General features: G+C 29.6%; 20 protein-coding genes. 14 read left to right on the forward strand and 6 right to left on the reverse strand.

The annotated features are described in order from the left end of the window. Nucleotides 1-4: 4 nt before the first annotated feature. Genes efp through tkt form a run of 6 tightly spaced genes read right to left on the reverse strand, consistent with a single transcriptional unit; the run spans nt 5 to nt 6321 of the window. Nucleotides 5-565, reverse strand: a complete 561-nt coding sequence (efp, locus tag ACIJYG_RS00980) for an elongation factor P (RefSeq protein ID WP_435097449.1) — start codon at nt 563-565, stop codon at nt 5-7. Further along, complete coding sequence (gene thiE, locus ACIJYG_RS00985) at nt 562-1176, reverse strand: thiamine phosphate synthase (protein WP_435097452.1); 615 nt, start codon at nt 1174-1176, stop codon at nt 562-564. Before thiE ends, efp begins: the two co-directional genes overlap by 4 nt. Then, nucleotides 1163-2173: a class I fructose-bisphosphate aldolase gene (locus tag ACIJYG_RS00990; RefSeq protein ID WP_435097455.1), complete on the reverse strand. Its 1011-nt coding sequence runs from the start codon at nt 2171-2173 to the stop codon at nt 1163-1165. Before ACIJYG_RS00990 ends, thiE begins: the two co-directional genes overlap by 14 nt. Nucleotide 2174: 1 nt before the next feature. Beyond that, nucleotides 2175-3353, reverse strand: coding sequence for a phosphoglycerate kinase (locus ACIJYG_RS00995; RefSeq protein WP_435097458.1), 1179 nt, complete (start codon nt 3351-3353; stop codon nt 2175-2177). Beyond that, a complete protein-coding gene (gene gap / locus ACIJYG_RS01000; RefSeq protein WP_435097461.1) occupies nt 3353-4360 on the reverse strand; it encodes a type I glyceraldehyde-3-phosphate dehydrogenase in 1008 nt (335 codons plus the stop codon). Before gap ends, ACIJYG_RS00995 begins: the two co-directional genes overlap by 1 nt. Next, entirely contained in the window at nt 4357-6321 is a 1965-nt protein-coding gene (tkt, locus tag ACIJYG_RS01005; RefSeq protein WP_435097464.1) for a transketolase, read from the reverse strand. The genes gap and tkt overlap by 4 nt, the downstream gene beginning before the upstream one ends. A 53-nt stretch (nt 6322-6374) precedes the next feature. Here tkt and ACIJYG_RS01010 point away from each other — a divergent pair, with 53 nt between their 5' ends. The 14 genes from ACIJYG_RS01010 (at nt 6375) to ftsH (ending at nt 17706) form a co-directional block, all read left to right on the forward strand. After that, nucleotides 6375-6698 (forward strand): 5-formyltetrahydrofolate cyclo-ligase, encoded by a 324-nt coding sequence (locus ACIJYG_RS01010; RefSeq protein WP_435097467.1) that lies wholly within the window; start codon nt 6375-6377, stop codon nt 6696-6698. Beyond that, on the forward strand, nt 6686-7132 hold the full coding sequence (locus ACIJYG_RS01015; protein ID WP_435097470.1) for a cell division protein ZapA: 447 nt from the start codon (nt 6686-6688) through the stop codon (nt 7130-7132). Before ACIJYG_RS01010 ends, ACIJYG_RS01015 begins: the two co-directional genes overlap by 13 nt. 6 nt (nt 7133-7138) lie before the next feature. Continuing rightward, nucleotides 7139-7684, forward strand: coding sequence for a 5-formyltetrahydrofolate cyclo-ligase (locus ACIJYG_RS01020; RefSeq protein ID WP_435097473.1), 546 nt, complete (start codon nt 7139-7141; stop codon nt 7682-7684). Continuing rightward, nucleotides 7681-8484, forward strand: a complete 804-nt coding sequence (locus ACIJYG_RS01025) for a TIGR00282 family metallophosphoesterase (protein WP_435097476.1) — start codon at nt 7681-7683, stop codon at nt 8482-8484. Before ACIJYG_RS01020 ends, ACIJYG_RS01025 begins: the two co-directional genes overlap by 4 nt. A gap of 7 nt (nt 8485-8491) precedes the next feature. Continuing rightward, on the forward strand, nt 8492-9217 hold the full coding sequence (locus ACIJYG_RS01030) for a YebC/PmpR family DNA-binding transcriptional regulator (RefSeq protein ID WP_435097479.1): 726 nt from the start codon (nt 8492-8494) through the stop codon (nt 9215-9217). Then, nucleotides 9217-9711, forward strand: a complete 495-nt coding sequence (locus ACIJYG_RS01035) for a crossover junction endodeoxyribonuclease (RefSeq protein WP_435097482.1) — start codon at nt 9217-9219, stop codon at nt 9709-9711. Before ACIJYG_RS01030 ends, ACIJYG_RS01035 begins: the two co-directional genes overlap by 1 nt. 50 nt (nt 9712-9761) lie before the next feature. Further along, nucleotides 9762-10436 (forward strand): protein TolQ, encoded by a 675-nt coding sequence (gene tolQ, locus ACIJYG_RS01040; protein ID WP_435097485.1) that lies wholly within the window; start codon nt 9762-9764, stop codon nt 10434-10436. Then, nucleotides 10437-10853 carry a protein TolR gene (gene tolR, locus ACIJYG_RS01045; RefSeq protein WP_435097488.1) on the forward strand — a complete coding sequence of 139 codons (417 nt, stop codon included), beginning with the start codon at nt 10437-10439 and terminating at the stop codon, nt 10851-10853. A 5-nt stretch (nt 10854-10858) separates the two neighbouring features. Beyond that, nucleotides 10859-11737 (forward strand): cell envelope biogenesis protein TolA, encoded by an 879-nt coding sequence (locus tag ACIJYG_RS01050; protein ID WP_435097491.1) that lies wholly within the window; start codon nt 10859-10861, stop codon nt 11735-11737. Between the two features lie 10 nt (nt 11738-11747). Further along, entirely contained in the window at nt 11748-13091 is a 1344-nt protein-coding gene (gene tolB, locus ACIJYG_RS01055) for a Tol-Pal system beta propeller repeat protein TolB (RefSeq protein ID WP_435097494.1), read from the forward strand. Between the two features lie 86 nt (nt 13092-13177). Continuing rightward, the gene (pal, locus tag ACIJYG_RS01060) at nt 13178-13672 is read left to right on the forward strand and encodes a peptidoglycan-associated lipoprotein Pal (protein ID WP_435097497.1); all 495 of its coding nucleotides are present in this window, start codon (nt 13178-13180) and stop codon (nt 13670-13672) included. 79 nt (nt 13673-13751) lie between these two features. Further along, the gene (gene ybgF / locus ACIJYG_RS01065; RefSeq protein ID WP_435097500.1) at nt 13752-14747 is read left to right on the forward strand and encodes a tol-pal system protein YbgF; all 996 of its coding nucleotides are present in this window, start codon (nt 13752-13754) and stop codon (nt 14745-14747) included. Further along, a complete protein-coding gene (tilS, locus tag ACIJYG_RS01070) occupies nt 14707-15732 on the forward strand; it encodes a tRNA lysidine(34) synthetase TilS (RefSeq protein WP_435097503.1) in 1026 nt (341 codons plus the stop codon). Before ybgF ends, tilS begins: the two co-directional genes overlap by 41 nt. Nucleotides 15733-15792: 60 nt before the next feature. After that, on the forward strand, nt 15793-17706 hold the full coding sequence (gene ftsH / locus ACIJYG_RS01075; RefSeq protein ID WP_435098814.1) for an ATP-dependent zinc metalloprotease FtsH: 1914 nt from the start codon (nt 15793-15795) through the stop codon (nt 17704-17706). Nucleotide 17707: the final 1 nt, after the last annotated feature.

Below are 17707 nucleotides of genomic sequence, written 5' to 3' on the forward strand. Positions count from 1 at the left end.
TTAATTATATTTTTTTAATATATTCAAATGTTCTAGTATCAACAATAACTTCATCACCAGAATCTATAAAAGGCGGAACTTGAATACTTAATCCGTTATCTAAAGTAGCAGGTTTGTAGGATGAGGAAACTGTTTGACCTTTTAGAGCGACATCTGTTGTTTCAATTTTACATTTTACCTGATTAGGAAGTTCAATTGAAATAGGACTTTCATTATGAAAACTTACTGTAACTTCAAGGTTTTCAGTCAATAACTTTCCTTTTTCCTCAATAATATCTTTTTTAATTTCAATTTGCTCAAATGTTTTAGGATTCATAAAAATATAATTATTTTCATCATCATATAGATAGTTAAAAACTGTTTCTTCAAGTGTTGCTTTTTCAACAGTTTCACTAGATCTAAATCTTTCATTTAATTTTGTATTTTTTCCTACACTTTTCATTTCAACTTGAGCAAATGCCCCGCCTTTACCAGGTTTTACATGTTGAGTTTTTAGAACTAGCCATAAGTCATTTTTATATTCTAAGAGCATTCCTACTCTTATTTCACCAGCATTTATTTTCATTTAATTTTTTCTATAGTTTCAAAGGGTTTATATTTTTTATTTTTCCAAACGTAGCCTGAAATAGCTAATAAATTAGCATTGTTCAATAACAGTTTTTTATAATTGTTTATATTAATTCCTCCAATAGCAACTATTGGTACTTTAGTTAACTTTTTTACTCTATTTAAAATTCTAGTTGTAGCTCTATACTTAACCTTTTTTGTTTTAGTAGAAAAGAAAGCGCCAAAGGCAATATAATCAGCTTTTCCTTTAATAGCAGCTTTTGCTAAATTAATAGAGTTATGACAGGTAATTCCTATAATTTTATTTCCAATTATTTTTTTTGCTTCATTCAAGCCCATATCTTTTTGTCCTAAATGACAACCGTCGGCATTAAGTTTTTTTGAAAGAATAGGATCATCATTTATTAAAAATTTTACGCTATTTTTTTTACAAATTTGTTTTATTTTTTTTCCAATTAAAATTTTCTGCTTAAAGGAATATTTTTTTAGCCTCATTTGAAAAAAACCAACCTTACCAGTATTTAACACTTCTTTTAAATCTTGATAGAATTGGGGGTATATATTGTTGGGGGAAATAAGATAAATAAATTTTTTTTTATTTATTCTCAAGTTCGCTAGACCATTTTCCTTGAGCAGCTAAGGTGTTCATTTTTGCTCTATGATTAAAAATATTTTGTGTTCCTTTGATATCTTTAATATCTTTTGACCAGAATTTCAAAGCACTTTGTTGAAGTGCTCTTCCATAAGAGTAAGTCATTATAAAATTAGTATCATTATTTATATTTATTAAGTGTAAATTTTCTGTTGCCTGAATTTCTGATTGACCTCCTGATAAAAAAGCAATTCCAGGTACTTCACTCGGAACAGATTTTTTAAGACACTCAAGCGTTTTAGACGAAACCTCTTCATTAGAAATTTTATTTTTTGATTTACTTCCTGCCAGAATCATATTTGGTTTCAAAATTATTCCTGTGAGATCAATTTTGTGCATTATAAGTTCTTCAAAACATTTTTGAATTACCTCAGATGTTTTAATTAAACAGTGTTCTGCTGAGTGCTCACCATCCATTAAGACTTCTGGCTCAACTATTGGAACCATTCCACATTCTTGGACTAAAGCAGAATATCTTGCAAGTGCGTGAGCATTTGAGTTGATTGCAAGTTTACTAGGATATTTTTCTCCAATATTATAAACACCTCTCCATTTTGTAAATCTAGCACCAAGTGTATAATACTTTTTTAATCTTTCTCTTAATCCGTCTAAGCCTTCGGTAACTTTTTCTTCTGATGAATTTGCTAAATCTTTTGCGCCAGTGTCTACTTTAATTCCTGGAACTGCCCCTGCTTCTGAGATCATAGCTGGGATTGTTTTTCCATAATTTGAAGTTTGATTGATTGTTTCATCATACAAAATAACGCCACCAATACAGTCTTTCATGCTGTCCGCTGCAAAAAGTGTTTCTCTGAAAAGAAGTCTATTTTCAGGTGATGATTGAACACTTACCGACTCTAATCTTTTAGTCATAGTTCCATTACTTTCGTCTGCAGCAAGTATGCCTTTACCGTTTGAAAGAATTTTTATAGCGATTTTATTAAGTTCAGACATATTAATTTAAAGCTTTTATACCAGGAAGCTCTTTTCCTTCAAGATATTCTAAGAAGGCTCCACCAGCAGTTGAAACAAAATTAAAATCGGTTATTGCATTTAAATTATTTAATAATGAAACTGTATCTCCACCTCCTGCAACTGAATAAATTTTATTAGATTTATTATTTTCTATTATCTTTTTAGCAATTTTAATACTGCCATTAGCGAAGTTTGGATTTTCAAAATACCCTGCAGGCCCATTCCACAAAATAGTACTACTTTCATCAATAATATTATTAATAATATCAATAGTTTTTGGACCAATATCTAAAATCATTTCATCTGATAAAATTTCATTTAACTTTTTTATTTGAGGAACTCCATTTAAATTCTTTCCTACAATAATGTCTTCAGGGTATATTATTTTGCATTTTTCTATTTTTGAAAGTGAAAAAATTTCTTTAATAATTGGATCAGAGTTTTCTTCTTGTAAGGATTTTCCAATATTGTTACCCATATATTTAATTATATTATTAGCCATTCCACCTACAATTATAATATTATCAAATTTAGGTATTAAATTTTTAATTATATTAATTTTAGTTGAGACTTTAGAGCCTCCAATTATGCAGGTTATAGGTTTTTTAATTTCAGAAGTGATTTTTTTTAAAGCATCAACTTCTAAATTAAGTTGCAACCCAGAGTAAGAAGGTAAAAATTTAGTTATACCATGAATTGATGCATGTGCTCTATGAGAGCATGAGAAGGCATCATTAACATAAATGTCAGCTAAAGTTGCAAGATGTTTTGCAAATTGTTGATTATTTTTTTCTTCCTCAGAACAAAATCTTATATTTTCTAACATAACTATTTTTTTATTATCACTACAAAATAAATCTTTAGAGGTTATCTCGTTAACATTTTTTGAAATCAGTTTTATATTTTGACTTAATTTTATTTCCAAATCTTTACATATTGGTCTAAGTGAAAGTTCGTTTACAACTTTTCCTTTTGGTCTTCCTACATGAGAAATAATTATTATTTTTGCATTTTGGGAGATTAAGAATTTTAAAGTAGGTAGAATTTTATCAATTCTTGTTGTATCAGTGATTCTGTCACCATCTAAAGGAACATTTAAATCTAATCTTAACAATATCTTTTTATCATTAAGATTTGTTTCCTCTTTTATACTTTTCATCAAGTGATTTTGTGGACATATTCTGCTATGTCACACATTCTATTTGAAAATCCCCATTCATTGTCATACCAGGCTGAAATTTTTCCCATATTTTTACCAACAACACTAGTAAGAGATGCGTCTACAATTGCTGATGATGAATTATGATTAAAATCAATAGATACTAGTTTTTCTGAAGTTATTTCTAGCACTTTTCTAGATTGATTTTTTGTTATTTCTGTAAAAGCATCATTAATTTTTTCTTTGCTTATCTCTTTTTTAGTACAAAAAACTAACTCAATAAGAGATACATTGGGAGTTGGAACTCTCATAGCGACACCTTCCAACTTTCCTTTCAATGAAGGGATTATTTCTCCTATAGCTTTTGAAGCTCCTGTAGATGTTGGAACAATTGATTGGCTTGCTGATCTTGCTCTTCTCGGATCTTTGTGAGAATTATCTAAAATTCTTTGGTCGCTCGTAAAAGCATGGATCGTTGTCATAAAACCTTTTTCAATTTCAAAATTTTGATGAAGTGCGTTTACTACAGGTGCTAAACAATTAGTAGTACATGATGCAGCAGAAATTATTTGATCATTTTTAGTAAGCTCACCTTCATTTACGCCAAAAACAACAGTTTTGTCAGCGTTTTTACATGGGGCAGAAACTATAACTTTTTTTGCACCATTATTAATGTGTGCTAGTAGTTTTTCTTTTGAATTAAATTTTCCAGTACATTCAAAAACATAATCAACACCAAGTTTTTTCCAATTAATATCTTCAATTTTTGACTCTTGGGAAAAAGTAATCTTATTTTTATTAATAATTAAATGATTTTCATCGCAATCAAGGTCTGCATTAAATTTTCCATGTACAGAATCGTATTTAATTAGAGCGCAACTTGCTTCAGAATTAGATCTGTTATTGATGTGTTTTATTATTATATTTTTGTTTTGACTTTCAATGATCGCTCTAATAACCATTCGTCCAATTCTTCCCATTCCATTTATTCCAACATTTATAGTCATATTTTTTTTCTAACTAGTTTTTTTGATTTGTTTGTAATGTTTGCTGCTGTTAAACCAAAGTGTTTATAAATTTCTTTGTATGGTGCACTTTTACCAAATGTATCAATTCCAAAGGTTAAACCATTATCACCAACATACTTTTTCCAGCAATCTGTTGATGCCGCTTCAATAGAAATTTTTATTTTTGTTTCATTAATAATTTTTTGTTTGTATGAATTGGGTTGTAAGTCAAAAAGATCTTGGCAAGGCATCGATATCACTTTTGAGTATATCTTATCTTTGGCCAATTTATGACTAATCTCGATCGCCAAATTAACCTCAGAACCACTTGCAAGTATTGTTAAATCAATCTTTTTATTTGTTCGTAATACTTCATAGGCTCCAAAAGAACACTTATTGATGTTTGAATATTTTATTCTTATTGGATCAAGGTTTTGCCTAGTCAAAGATAAAACACTTGGTGTTTTTGAACTTTTTAGCGCATGTTCCCAACACTCAATAGTCTCCATTCTATCTGCAGGTCTAAAAACATTAAGATTTGGAATAGAACGTAAGCCTGATAATTGTTCTATTGGTTGATGAGTTGGGCCATCCTCACCAAGACCAATTGAGTCATGTGTCATAACATAAATAACTCTTTGCTTCATTAGTGCTGATAATCTTATTGATGGCTTACAATAATCTGAAAATATTAAAAATGTTCCACCATAAGGAATAAAGTTACTATGAAGAGCAAGTCCATTCATTATCCCACTCATTGCATGTTCTCTCACACCATAATGAATGTAATCACTATTAAAGTCACCTGGTTTTATTATCTTATGATGTTTTGTTTTAGTATTGTTTGATCCTGCCAAATCAGCAGAACCTCCAATTAAATTATTACTCACACTAGTCAATGCATTCAAAGTAAGTTCTGAGGATTTTCTTGTCGCTAAACTCTTAAGTTCTTTAATTGTTTTTTGTTTTTCTGTTTTTAAAATTTTTGTAAAATTATTTTTTAATAAACTGTTAACTATTATTTCTTTCTTTTTATAAATTTTGTTCCAATTATTCTCAAGTTTTTGTCCTTTTTTACCAATTTTTTTCCACTCATTTAAAATTTTATTTGGAATTTCAAAAGGTTTGTAATTCCAATTAAGAGCATTTCTTACTAATTTAATTTCATCTAAACCTAGAGGACTTCCATGTGATGATGATTTACCTGATTTATTTGGTGAGCCATAACCAATTTTAGTCTTACATGAAATAACAGTTGGTCTTTTTGCATTTTGTACTTTTTTTAGAGCCTTAAAAATTTCTTTTTCATTATGACCATTGATAAGAATGTATTCCCAGCCATAACTTTCAAATCTTTTTTTAAAGTTATCTGAAACTGCCAAACTAGTTGGTCCGTCAATCGATATTGAATTGTTATCAAAAAGCATCACTAGATTTTTGAGTTTCAGATGTCCTGCCAAACTCATTGCTTCGTGACTTATTCCTTCCATTAGACAACCATCTCCTGCAAGAACATAAGTTTTGTGATTTATAATTTCTTTACCCAGTTTCTTTTTTAAAATTTCTTCAGCAATTGCAAACCCAACAGCATTTGCAATTCCTTGACCAAGTGGACCAGTAGTAGTCTCAATACCAGTTTTGGGGTGATATTCTGGATGACCCGCACAAATTGAATTAAGCTGTCTAAATTTTTTGATACTACTAAGTGAAATACTTTTATATCCAGTCAAGTACAATAGAGAATAGAGAAGCATGGAGCCATGACCTGCAGATAAAACAAATCTATCTCTATTTAGCCAATTTGGATTTTTAGGATTAAATCTTAAAAAATTTTTAAATAGCACAGTTGCAACATCTGCCATACCCATTGGCATACCAGGGTGGCCAGAATTTGCTTTCTGCACAGCATCAATTGAAAGAAATCTAATGCAATTAGCTAAATCATTATGTAGTTTATTCAAAAATATCCTGACTAGACTTAGAAGAATCTATTTAATAATATAAACATATATATATGAATTCTATAATCGAAAAAGAAAAAAAGTTAAACGAGGCCTTATCAAAGTTAAAAAATTTAGATCTAACCAATCCTGATTTGAGAAATAACATCGATGATTTGAATTCTCAAAAAACTCAATTAGAAATTGAAAAATCTCAATTAGAGGATAAATATAAATCCCTATTAAATGAACACACAAATTTAACAAAAAAACTTGAAGAAATTCAAAATAATGAAAAATTAGAAGAAAAAAAACAGACCGAGTTCTCTGAAAAAATTGATGAATTAAACCAAGAAACAGATACTTTATTAGAAGAAATAGACAAATGGCAAATGTAAGTATTAAATTTAACAATAAAGAATTTTTATTGTCATGTGAGGATGGTCAAGAAGAGCATCTTGAAGAATTGCTAATCCATATAAATCAAAAGTTTAATGATTTAAAAAACAATCTTGGAAATTTAGGGGAAAATAAATTGCTTTTAATTACAGCTGTTAAAATTATGGATGAGTATTATGAAACTAAAAAAAGGGTTGATCAAAAGAAAAATGAATTAAAAGATCTTTCAAATAAATTTAGAGAATTGAAATCACTTATTTATGATTACAGAGATAAAAAAGAAGAAGAGGTTAATGAGTTGAATGCTAATCATTCAACTTTTAAAAACGAAATTGAGGTCAATCATAAAAAATACGAACAATTAATTGATGAAGCTGCAGATGAGATATCTAATTTTGTTGAAAAAACTAAATTAGAAAATATCTCTCAATAAATTTTTGTGAATAAATCCCAAATTAGAAAAAAAATTTTAAAAATCAGAAAAAAAAATTTTGATAAAAATTTTAAAATTAATTCAGATGAGTTAATTACCTTTTTAAAAACAAATATATCAAATCTTAAAAATATTGGTGGTTATTATCCATCTAATTATGAAATTGACGATTTAGAAATTTTAGATTTATTAGAAAAAAAGGATTTTAATGCATCATTGCCAAGGATAACAAAGAATAATCAGATGAACTTTTATAAATGGTCAAATAATGATCTATTAAAGATAAATAAATTTGGTATCCCTGAACCTTTATCATCTAGGATTTTTTATCCAGACGTTTTGTTAATCCCAATAGTTGCTTATGATAGTAATTTTAATCGATTGGGCTATGGTGGTGGTTTTTATGATCGTTATATTCAAAAAATTGAAAAAATTAAAAAGATAATAAAAATTGGTTTAGCTTTTTCTTTCCAAAAAACTTCATCCATACCTATAAATCGATATGATAAAAGATTAGATTTTATAATTACAGAAAAAGAAATTTTAAGATGAAAATATTATTTTTAGGTGATGTAGTTGGAATTTCAGGTTGTTCAAAACTGATGAATAATCTAATGAACGAAATTAAATCAAAAAAAATAGATTTTGTAATTGTAAATGGTGAGAATGCAGCTTCTCAAGGTGTAGGTTTAACTAAAGAAATATGTAATGATTTTTTTAATTGTGGAGTTGATGTCATTACAACTGGCAACCATGTGTGGGACCAAAAAGAAATAATGGAATTCATAGACAAAGAGCATAAATTGTTACGTCCTAAAAATCTTTTTGAACCAGCTCCAGGTAAAGGCTTTAATATTTATAACACTAAAAACAATATTAAGATTGGAGTGTTAAACTTAATGGGCAATGTCTTTATGAAAAAAAGTGATGACGTTTTTGAAGTTTCAGAAAAATTTATGAAACAGCATAAGCTAAAAGAAGACTATGATTTGCTTATAGTTGATTTTCACGGTGAAATAACAAGCGAAAAAAATGCAATAGGACATTTTTTTGATGGTAAAGCCACATTAGTTGTTGGAACTCACACTCATATTCCGACTAATGATGCAAGAATACTAGAAGGTGGCACAGCATATCAAACAGATGCTGGAATGTGTGGAGATTATAATTCTGTTATTGGCATGAATACTGAAAATTCATTGAATAGATTTTTAAAAAAAAATTCAATTAAACATTTTCCAGCTATAGGTGATGCTACTTTGTGTGGTGTAATTGTTGATTGTAATATAGAAAATGGATTAGCAAATAATATTGAAAGTTACATTTGTGGAGGTCAGTTAAAAAATACTTAAAAAAATTATGTCAGGTCATTCAAAGTGGGCGAGTATTAAACATTCAAAGGGAAAAGCAGATAAGCAAAGATCTAAAATTTTCTCAAAATTATCTAAAGAGATAAGTGTAGCTGCAAAACTAGGCGATAATGATCCAGCAATGAATCCAAGATTAAGATCTGCAATTCAAGCTGCAAGATCTGCTAATATGCCAAAAGACAATATTGAGAGAGCTATTGATAAATCATCAGTTAACGCAGAGTCTAATTTTGAAAATTTAAGATATGAGGGATTTGGCCCAGATAAAATTGCAGTAATTGTAGAAACTTTAACAGACAATAAAAATAGAACTGCATCGAACATAAGAACTATATTTCAAAAAAATGGTGGTAGTTTGGGAACTCAAGGTTCTGCATCTCATAATTTCAATCAATTAGGTATCATTAAAATTGATAAAAAAGAAATATCTGAGGAAAACATTTTTGAATTAGCAATAGACTCAGGGGCAGACGAATGTATTTCCAATAATGAATTTCACGAAATTCAATGTGCCATGAGTGAAATTTATAATGTAAAAAAAAAATTAGAAAAAATTATTTCAAATTTTATTTCTACAGAGATTGAATGGATTCCCTTAAATAGTGTTAATATTGAGAAAGATAAAGAAGAGACAGTAATTAATTTTTTAGAAACATTAGAAGATGATGATGATGTGCAAAATGTTTTTTCAAATGTTAACTTTGGTAATAATTAATGTTGGTAATTGGCATCGATCCAGGCATCTCTGGATCAATTTGTTTTTTTCACGAGGGTAAAATCATTGATGTGTTAGAAATGCCAACAATGGCTGAGGGTAAAAAAAATAAAAAACAGGTAAATGGCTCTCAAATTTTTAATGAAATATCTGAAAGAATTAAAAAGTTTGAAAAAGAAGACGTTAAAGTAGTTATAGAGCAGGTATCAGCTATGCCGGGTCAAGGTGTAACTAGTATGTTTAATTTTGGACAGTCATTTGGAGTTTTAAAAGGCATTTGTTCTGCGATGCAATTACCTATGTATTTTGTAAGACCTGCAAAATGGAAAAAATATTTTAATCTTATTAATTCTGAAAAAGATGCAAGCAGAACAAAGGCAATTGAAATTTTTCCTTATTTTTCGGGTCAATTATCAAGAAAAAAAGACTCTAATAAAGCGGACGCTATTTTGATAGCAAGTTTTTATTATGAAACTTACAAAATTGAGCAATAGTCAAAAATTTAAGACAAATTCATGACACATTTAAGTGTGAAGAGTTAATAATGGACGCTGATATCACATCACAGGCAGTAGGATTGGGTGCTAATACTGATTTTTCTTTAATAAGTTTATTTTTAAGGGCTGATATAATTGTTAAATCAGTGATGATTATTTTAATAATTTGCTCCATTTATTCATGGGCAGTAATCATTGAAAAATTTAGATTATTTAAAAGAATAAATAAATTATCTGAAGAATTTGAGGAAAAATTTTGGAACTCCAAGTCAGCAGAAACATTTTATAATAGTTTACCAACTAAAGTTGATGATCCTATGGCAGTAGTTTTTCAGGATGCTATGGAAAGTTTGTTGAAAAAAAAATCTAAAAATAATTTAAGTGAAAGAATGAGCACTTTCTTGGAAGTTGGAATTGAAAAGCAGATGTCTAAAATTGATAAAGGTTTTACCTTTTTAGCAACAGTTGGATCCACTGCGCCTTTTATTGGTTTATTTGGAACAGTGTGGGGTATAATGAATTCATTTCAATCTATTGCAATTTCAAGAAATACAAGTTTAGCAATTGTAGCACCAGGGATAGCAGAAGCATTATTTGCTACCGCATTAGGGTTGTTGGCTGCAATCCCCGCAGTTGTTGCTTATAATAAATTTAACACAGACTCAAAAAAATATTCTCAAAAATTAGAAAACTTTTCAAAAAGATTTTTAACAATAATTTAAATGGCGTTTAAATTTAATCGTTCATCAAAAGAACCTATGAGTGAAATTAACGTGACACCATTCGTAGATGTTATGCTGGTTCTTCTTATTATTTTTATGGTTACGGCCCCATTATTAACGGTTGGGGTGCAAGTAGATTTGCCAGAAAGCTCAGCAGACTCACTTCCTGAAGAGTCAGAACCACTTACTTTATCAATTAACTCAAAAGGAGAGATATTCATTCAAGAGGCAAAAGTTGAATTTGATAGTATAATTGCAAAAGTATTGGCAGTTTCAAAAAATAGAACAGACACAAGAATTTATGTTCGTGGTGACAAAACTATTAATTATGGAAGAGTGCTTGAAATAATGGGTCTATTATCAGGCTCTGGTTTTACTAAAGTTGCATTAATATCAGAACCATTGAAACAAAGGTAATTTAAGTGAATAGAAGTTTGATAATTTCTTCTGTTTTACATGGTGCTTTAATTTTTATCACAGCAATGAGTTTGCCTTTTTTAGCAAAGAAACCAGTTGATATTCCACCAATAGTTTCAGTTGAACTTATACAGATTGCAGAAAAAACAAATATACCATTTGCTCCAAAAGCAAAAAAAATAATTGAAAAAAAAAAGAAAAAAAAATTAAAAGAAAAAGAAAAAAAATTAGTATCAGAACAAGCTCCTCCAAAAAAAGTTAAAAAAACAAAGACTAAAACAGTCGTTTCGCTGGATGAAAACAAAGAAAAAATTGACAATCAAACCCCCGAAGCAATTCCATTGCCAGATAAAACTGTTAAGAAAATTGAAACAAAAAAAGAAAATAAACAAAATCCAGATAAATTAGATGAAGAAGTAAAACAAGTGTCAGAGTTTGAAAAAAAAGAATTAGTTGACTTGGATAATATTGCAAAATTAATTGATAAAGCAAAAGAAGATACGGCGAAGGTAGTTAAAAAAAATAACGATATTACTCAAGATCAAGATAAGAATATTGTAACTTCAGGATTAACTATTAGTGAAGAGGATGCTTTAAAAGCTCAAATTTTTGGATGCTGGAGTATTCCTCTTGGATTACCTTATAATGAAGATTTGTTAGTAAGAATTAAACTGATGCTTGAGCCAGATGGTTCGGTAGTAAAAACTGAAATTTTAGATCATGCTAGAATGAATAAACCAGGTCAGGGTTTTTATAAAGTATTAGCCGAAAGTGCGTTGAGAGCTGTAAAATTATGTCAACCTTTAAGAGTACCTACAACAGGTTATGAAAGATGGAAAGAGTTGCAATTAAATTTTGATGCAAGAGAGATGTTAGAGGGATAAGATGAAGAAAATGAAAAAAAATTTTGTAATTATATTATTAACATGTTTGTTACCACTCAAGGCTTTTGCTTTAATTGAGGTTGATATTACAAGAGGAAACCTAAATCCACTTCCATTAGCAGTTTCACCTTTATCAATTGATGATAAATCTAAAAAAAGCTTTGAAAAGATACTTAAAAAAGAAAATATTGGTTCTGAAATTTCTTCTATAGTTGAAAATAATTTAAGGACGTCAGGTTTATTTAATCCATTGAATAAAGATGCTTTTCTACAAGCACCAGATATTGCAAATTTAAAACCTAGATTTGAAGATTGGAATTTAATTAAAACTCAAGCACTCGTTACCGGTAAAGTGACGTATGTTGATGAAAAATTAAGAGTTGAATTTAGATTGTGGGATGTTTTGGCAGCTAAAGAGATGATGGCATTAGCATTTACAACGGTACCAAGTAACTGGAGAAGAGTAGGGCACATTATATCAGATAAAGTTTATGAAAGATTAACAGGAGAAAAAGGATACTTTGATACAAGAATAATTTATGTTGCTGAAGAAGGTCCAAAAACACAAAGAAAAAAAAGATTAGCAATTATGGATCAAGATGGTGCAAATAACAAATTTCTTACACTTGGAAATGAGCTTGTATTAACTCCAAGATTTAATCCAACTAGTCAGATGGTTACATATTTGTCTTACTTTAAAAATTTGCCAAGAGTATATCTACTAGATATTGAAACAGGAACTCAAGAGGTTGTAGGTGATTTTCCTGGAATGACTTTTGCACCAAGATTTTCTCCTGATGGTAAAAAAATAATAATGAGTTTTGCTAAAGATGGAAAATCGGACATCTACACGATGAATTTAGAAAATAGATTGGTTGAAAGAATTACTAATCATCCTTCAATTGATACCTCACCATCTTACTCTCCAAATGGAAAATTTATTGCTTTTAATTCTGATAGAAGTGGGTACCAACAAATTTATATTATGAAAAGTGATGGAAGCGATGTTAAAAGAATCTCATTTGGAAACGGAATATATGGAACACCTGTATGGTCACCTAGAGGGGATTTAATAGCTTTTACAAAATTACATAAAGGAAAATTTTATATTGGAGTTATGAGAACAGATGGTAAAGGCGAAAGGTTATTGACTGAAAATTACTATCAAGAAGCACCTTCTTGGTCTCCAAATGGAAGAGTTTTGATTTTTTATAGAGAAACAAAAACTAACGCAAAAGGGGAAGGATTTTCTGCGAAGCTATGGTCAATAGATTTAACTGGCTATAATGAACGTTTAGTTGAAACACAGACTGATGCTTCAGACCCATCATGGTCATCTTTGTTGAGTAATTAGTTTAAAATTACTTGATTTTTTAACTTGAAACCTCTATCTAGTTGTGAAAAAGTAAGAAATTGAAATTAGCAGCAAGGAGCAATTTAATGATATTAAGCAAAATTTATAAAAACATACTTTTAATCTTAGCAGCTTGCCTAGTGTTAACTGCATGTGCAACAAAAAAAGAAATTGCAACTGATGCAATACAAGGTCAGATGCAAAGTGATGTTTACACAGGTACTGACTCAGTTGAGTATTTAGCTGATGGTGTTCCGGATAGAGTTTTCTTTGCAACGAACGAAACTATATTAACAACAGCTTCAAGAGAGACATTAAGAGCACAAGCAGCTTGGTTAAGAAAAAATTCTAGCATAAACGTTGTTCTAGAAGGACATGCTGATGAAAGAGGAACAAGAGAGTATAACCTAGCACTTGGAGAAAGAAGAGCTAACTCTGCAAAAGATTATTTGATGACTTATGGAATATCTTCAGACAGGATTTCAGTATTAAGTTATGGAAAAGAAAGACCAGTAGATGCCGGCTCAAACCCTTTAGCTTGGTCAAAAAATAGAAGATCTGTAACTGTTAAAGCAAATTAAAGAATTAAATTTAAAGACCCTAAAGTGTCAAAGTTTTAGGGTCTTTTTTTTGCCATTTTTATAACCATAAATTAAATACATGAGATTTTTAGACAAATTAATATTAATAATTCTATTAAGTTTAAATTTTTTTAATAATTCTTTTGCAGACAATCATAATATTTATGAAACCTTAGAAATCATTAAAAATGACCTTAAAACTCTTGAAAGAGCGGTTTATTCTGGCTCAATTGAAACAAGTGCCTCAACTAATCAACAGTCAAACATTGATCTAGATAGTAATTCAGAGGATGTGCTGACAAGACATTTATTAAAATTATCTCAAGTTGAAGATCAATTTCGACAATTAACCAATAAATTTGAAGAAATTAATTTTAAACTTGATAAATTATCAAATAGATTATCAAAAATTCAGGCTGACAATCAGATAAGGTTTCAAGATTTAGAGTCTGCAATAAGTTCTGGTGATAATACAACACAATTGTCCTCTAAACCAAAGACAGACACAACAAAAAGTGAAATATTACCAGGGAGTTCGCAGCCACAAGATCTTGGCACAATATCCTATAAAGATACTGAGACGCCTGAAACATCTCAACAAATTCAATCTGTAGATACAACTGCGTCTGTAGTAACTGAAACTTTTCAGGCTGAAGAAAAAATATTGCCACAAGATTTATCACCAAAAAAACAGTATGAATTTGCGACAAGTTTTTTAAAAGTTGGCGATTACAGTACAGCCGAAAGAGCTTTTAGAGAATTTGTAGTATCCAATAGTGAACACGAATTAGCTGGCAGTGCTCAGTACTGGTATGCAGAAACTTTTAGAATAAGACAACTTTATACTGATGCTGCATCAGCTTATTTAGAAGGTTATCAAAAATACCCAAAAGGTAATAAGGCACCTATAAATCTATTAAAGCTTGGTGTATCAATGGTTCAAATTGGAGAAAAAGACCAAGGATGTAAAATGATAAATGGAGTAGAGTTACAATACCCTAAAGCTAACCAATCAGTAATTCAAAAAGCAAAATATGAGTCTAAAAAATTTGAATGTATCAAAGAAGACTCATAAGTTTTTATTAGATAAATTAAAAGATAGTCGAACTCTTCAAATTTACAAAAAATTTGAAAGTAATTTGCCTGTTAAAAAAAATTTTGTAGTAGCAGTTTCAGGTGGTCCAGATAGTCTTGCATTAACTTTTTTAGCAAAAATTTATTCAATTAAAAAATCTAAAGATATTAAATATTTAATAGTTGATCATAAGTTGAGAAGTAACTCTACTTTAGAAGCCAGAACTGTTCAAAAAAAATTAAAAAATTTTTCTATAAAATTAAATATCTTAACCTGGAAGGGTAAAAAGCCTAAAAAAAATATTCAATCGATTGCTAGAGAAAAAAGATACAAGCTATTAACAGATGCAGCAAAAAAGTATCGAATACAAAATATTCTCCTTGGCCATCATCTAGACGATTTATTTGAAAATTTTTTTATAAGAATTTTAAGAGGTAGTGGTCTAAAGGGATTAATTTCATTAGATAGAGAGACACATAAAAATCAGGTCAATTTGATTAGACCTTTAATTAAAATAGATAAAAAGGACTTGATATATTTAAGTAATTATATTTTTGGATCATATATTAAAGACCCTTCAAATGAAGATGATAATTTTAAAAGAGTAAAAATTAGAAATTTTTTAAAGCAATTAAGTTTTGAGGGTTTTGATAGAAAAAAGTTTTTTTTAACAATTAAAAATTTAAAATTTGCAAATGAGAATATAGAGTTTTACACTAAAAAAAATTTAGAGGACAATGTAACAATTTTAAGTAAAAAAAATAATGTTATTCTAAAAGAAAATTTTTTCTCTCAGTCAAATGAAGTTGTATTTAGGTCTTTAACCGAGGTAATAAAAATTGTAGGTAAAAAGTATTATGCTGTCAGAGGAAAAAAAATTGATAAAATTATTCACTTAATAAACTTTAAATCCTCCTTCAAAGTTACTTTAGGTGGTTGCGTTATTAAAAAGGTTAATGAAACTGTAATTTTGTTCAAAGAGTAACAAAACATAAATATTTAATGATATTTTGTCACTTGTTAATCTTGTAATAATTCTTATCTTATCATTATGAATTTAAAAAATCTTGCTATGTGGGGAATTATAGTCTTCCTGACTATTGGCTTATATAACATGTTTAAGAACCCTCAAGCAAACGTAAGAGGAGGAAATCAAATTATATTTTCAGAATTTTTAACCTCAGTTGAAAATGGAGAGGTTTTAAAAGTTGAGATTCAAGGGAATAATATTAAAGGAGTTTTTTCTAATGGTAACTCTTTTTCTACATACTCTCCTAATGACCCTAACTTAATCGAAAAACTATCTGATAAAGGAGTTAGTATTTCAGCTGCACCTTTAGATGAAAAAATGCCTTCACTGTTTGGAGTTCTTCTATCTTGGTTCCCAATGTTGCTATTAATTGCAGTTTGGATTTTCTTTATGAGACAAATGCAAGGTGGCAAGGGTGGTGCGATGGGATTTGGAAAATCTAAAGCTAAAATGATGAATGAGCTTAAAGGTAAAGTTACATTTAATGATGTCGCTGGGGTAGAGGAAGCCAAAGAAGAAGTAGAAGAAATTGTAGAATTTTTAAAAGATCCAAAAAAATTTAGTAGATTAGGAGGAAAAATTCCTAGAGGAGCTCTATTAGTTGGCCCTCCTGGGACTGGAAAAACATTGCTGGCAAGAGCAATCGCTGGTGAAGCTGGCGTTCCGTTTTTTACAATTTCAGGTTCAGACTTTGTTGAAATGTTTGTTGGTGTAGGTGCCTCAAGAGTTAGAGACATGTTTGAGCAGGGTAAAAAAAATTCACCATGTATTATTTTTATAGATGAGATAGATGCAGTCGGCAGAAGTAGAGGCGCTGGATTAGGAGGTGGAAATGATGAAAGAGAGCAAACTCTAAACCAATTGTTAGTTGAAATGGATGGATTTGAAACAAATGAAGGTGTTATTATTATTGCAGCAACGAACAGACCTGATGTACTTGATCCAGCTTTATTAAGACCTGGAAGATTTGATAGACAGGTGGTTGTTTCGAACCCAGATATCATAGGAAGAGAAAAAATTTTAAAAGTTCATGTTAAAAAAATTAAGATGGCACCAGATGTAAATTTAAGAACTATAGCTAGAGGGACACCTGGTTTTTCAGGTGCAGATTTAGCTAATCTAGTTAATGAGTCAGCTTTACTTGCAGCAAGAAAAAACAAAAGAATTGTGACTTTAATTGAGTTTGAAGAAGCTAAAGATAAAGTAATGATGGGATCTGAAAGACGATCAATGGTAATGACAGAAGACGAAAAAAAATTGACAGCTTATCATGAGGGAGGTCATGCTTTGGTGTCATTTAACATGCCAAGTTATGACCCAATACACAAAGCAACTATAATTCCAAGAGGTAGAGCGCTAGGAATGGTTATGAATCTACCAGAGAGAGACAAACATGGGTATTCAATTAAATATTTAAAAGCAAGGATGGCTGTATGTTTTGGTGGAAGAGTTGCTGAAGAATTAATCTTTGGAAAAGACAATATATCTACAGGTGCTGGTGGTGGTAGTGGATCAGATATAAACCAAGCTACTCAACTTGCAAGAGCTATGGTAACAAAATATGGAATGAGTGAAGAAATGGGCCCGATAGAATATGGAGAAAATCAAGAAGAAGTATTTTTAGGTAGATCAGTTACTCAAACACAATCGGTCTCAGAAGAAGTAGCAAAAAAAATAGATAAAGAAATCAGAAAATTAGTTGATGAAGGTTATAACGAGGCTACAAAAATATTAACTGAAAAAATTGATGATTTACACAAAATTGCTAAAGCTCTTATTACTTATGAAACTTTAACTGGTGAAGAAATTGAAAATATAATTAATAAAAATTTATACCCAAAAGATAAAGTGACTGAAGAACCCAAAGAAAATGACGATCAAAGCTCAGCTTTAGGTGCTATGGGTTTAAAACCAAAAATAGTTCATTAAC

Source organism: Candidatus Pelagibacter bacterium nBUS_27, from assembly GCF_051200985.1.
Classification (GTDB): Bacteria; Pseudomonadota; Alphaproteobacteria; order Pelagibacterales; family Pelagibacteraceae; genus Pelagibacter.

What these genes read in the sequence shown, in the direction of transcription:
- ACIJYG_RS01010 (WP_435097467.1), top strand. Translation starts at nt 6,375, where the DNA reads ATGAATTCTATAATCGAAAAAGAAAAAAAGTTAAACGAGGCCTTATCA.
- ACIJYG_RS00995 (WP_435097458.1), bottom strand. Translation starts at nt 3,353, where the DNA reads ATGAAAAGTATAAAAGAGGAAACAAATCTTAATGATAAAAAGATATTG.
- ACIJYG_RS01025 (WP_435097476.1), top strand. Translation starts at nt 7,681, where the DNA reads ATGAAAATATTATTTTTAGGTGATGTAGTTGGAATTTCAGGTTGTTCA.
- ACIJYG_RS01015 (WP_435097470.1), top strand. Translation starts at nt 6,686, where the DNA reads ATGGCAAATGTAAGTATTAAATTTAACAATAAAGAATTTTTATTGTCA.
- efp (WP_435097449.1), bottom strand. Translation starts at nt 565, where the DNA reads ATGAAAATAAATGCTGGTGAAATAAGAGTAGGAATGCTCTTAGAATAT.
- gap (WP_435097461.1), bottom strand. Translation starts at nt 4,360, where the DNA reads ATGACTATAAATGTTGGAATAAATGGAATGGGAAGAATTGGACGAATG.
- ACIJYG_RS01035 (WP_435097482.1), top strand. Translation starts at nt 9,217, where the DNA reads ATGTTGGTAATTGGCATCGATCCAGGCATCTCTGGATCAATTTGTTTT.
- tilS (WP_435097503.1), top strand. Translation starts at nt 14,707, where the DNA reads ATGAGTCTAAAAAATTTGAATGTATCAAAGAAGACTCATAAGTTTTTA.
- pal (WP_435097497.1), top strand. Translation starts at nt 13,178, where the DNA reads ATGATATTAAGCAAAATTTATAAAAACATACTTTTAATCTTAGCAGCT.
- tolR (WP_435097488.1), top strand. Translation starts at nt 10,437, where the DNA reads ATGGCGTTTAAATTTAATCGTTCATCAAAAGAACCTATGAGTGAAATT.
- ACIJYG_RS00990 (WP_435097455.1), bottom strand. Translation starts at nt 2,173, where the DNA reads ATGTCTGAACTTAATAAAATCGCTATAAAAATTCTTTCAAACGGTAAA.
- tolQ (WP_435097485.1), top strand. Translation starts at nt 9,762, where the DNA reads ATGGACGCTGATATCACATCACAGGCAGTAGGATTGGGTGCTAATACT.
- ACIJYG_RS01030 (WP_435097479.1), top strand. Translation starts at nt 8,492, where the DNA reads ATGTCAGGTCATTCAAAGTGGGCGAGTATTAAACATTCAAAGGGAAAA.
- tolB (WP_435097494.1), top strand. Translation starts at nt 11,748, where the DNA reads ATGAAAAAAAATTTTGTAATTATATTATTAACATGTTTGTTACCACTC.
- ybgF (WP_435097500.1), top strand. Translation starts at nt 13,752, where the DNA reads ATGAGATTTTTAGACAAATTAATATTAATAATTCTATTAAGTTTAAAT.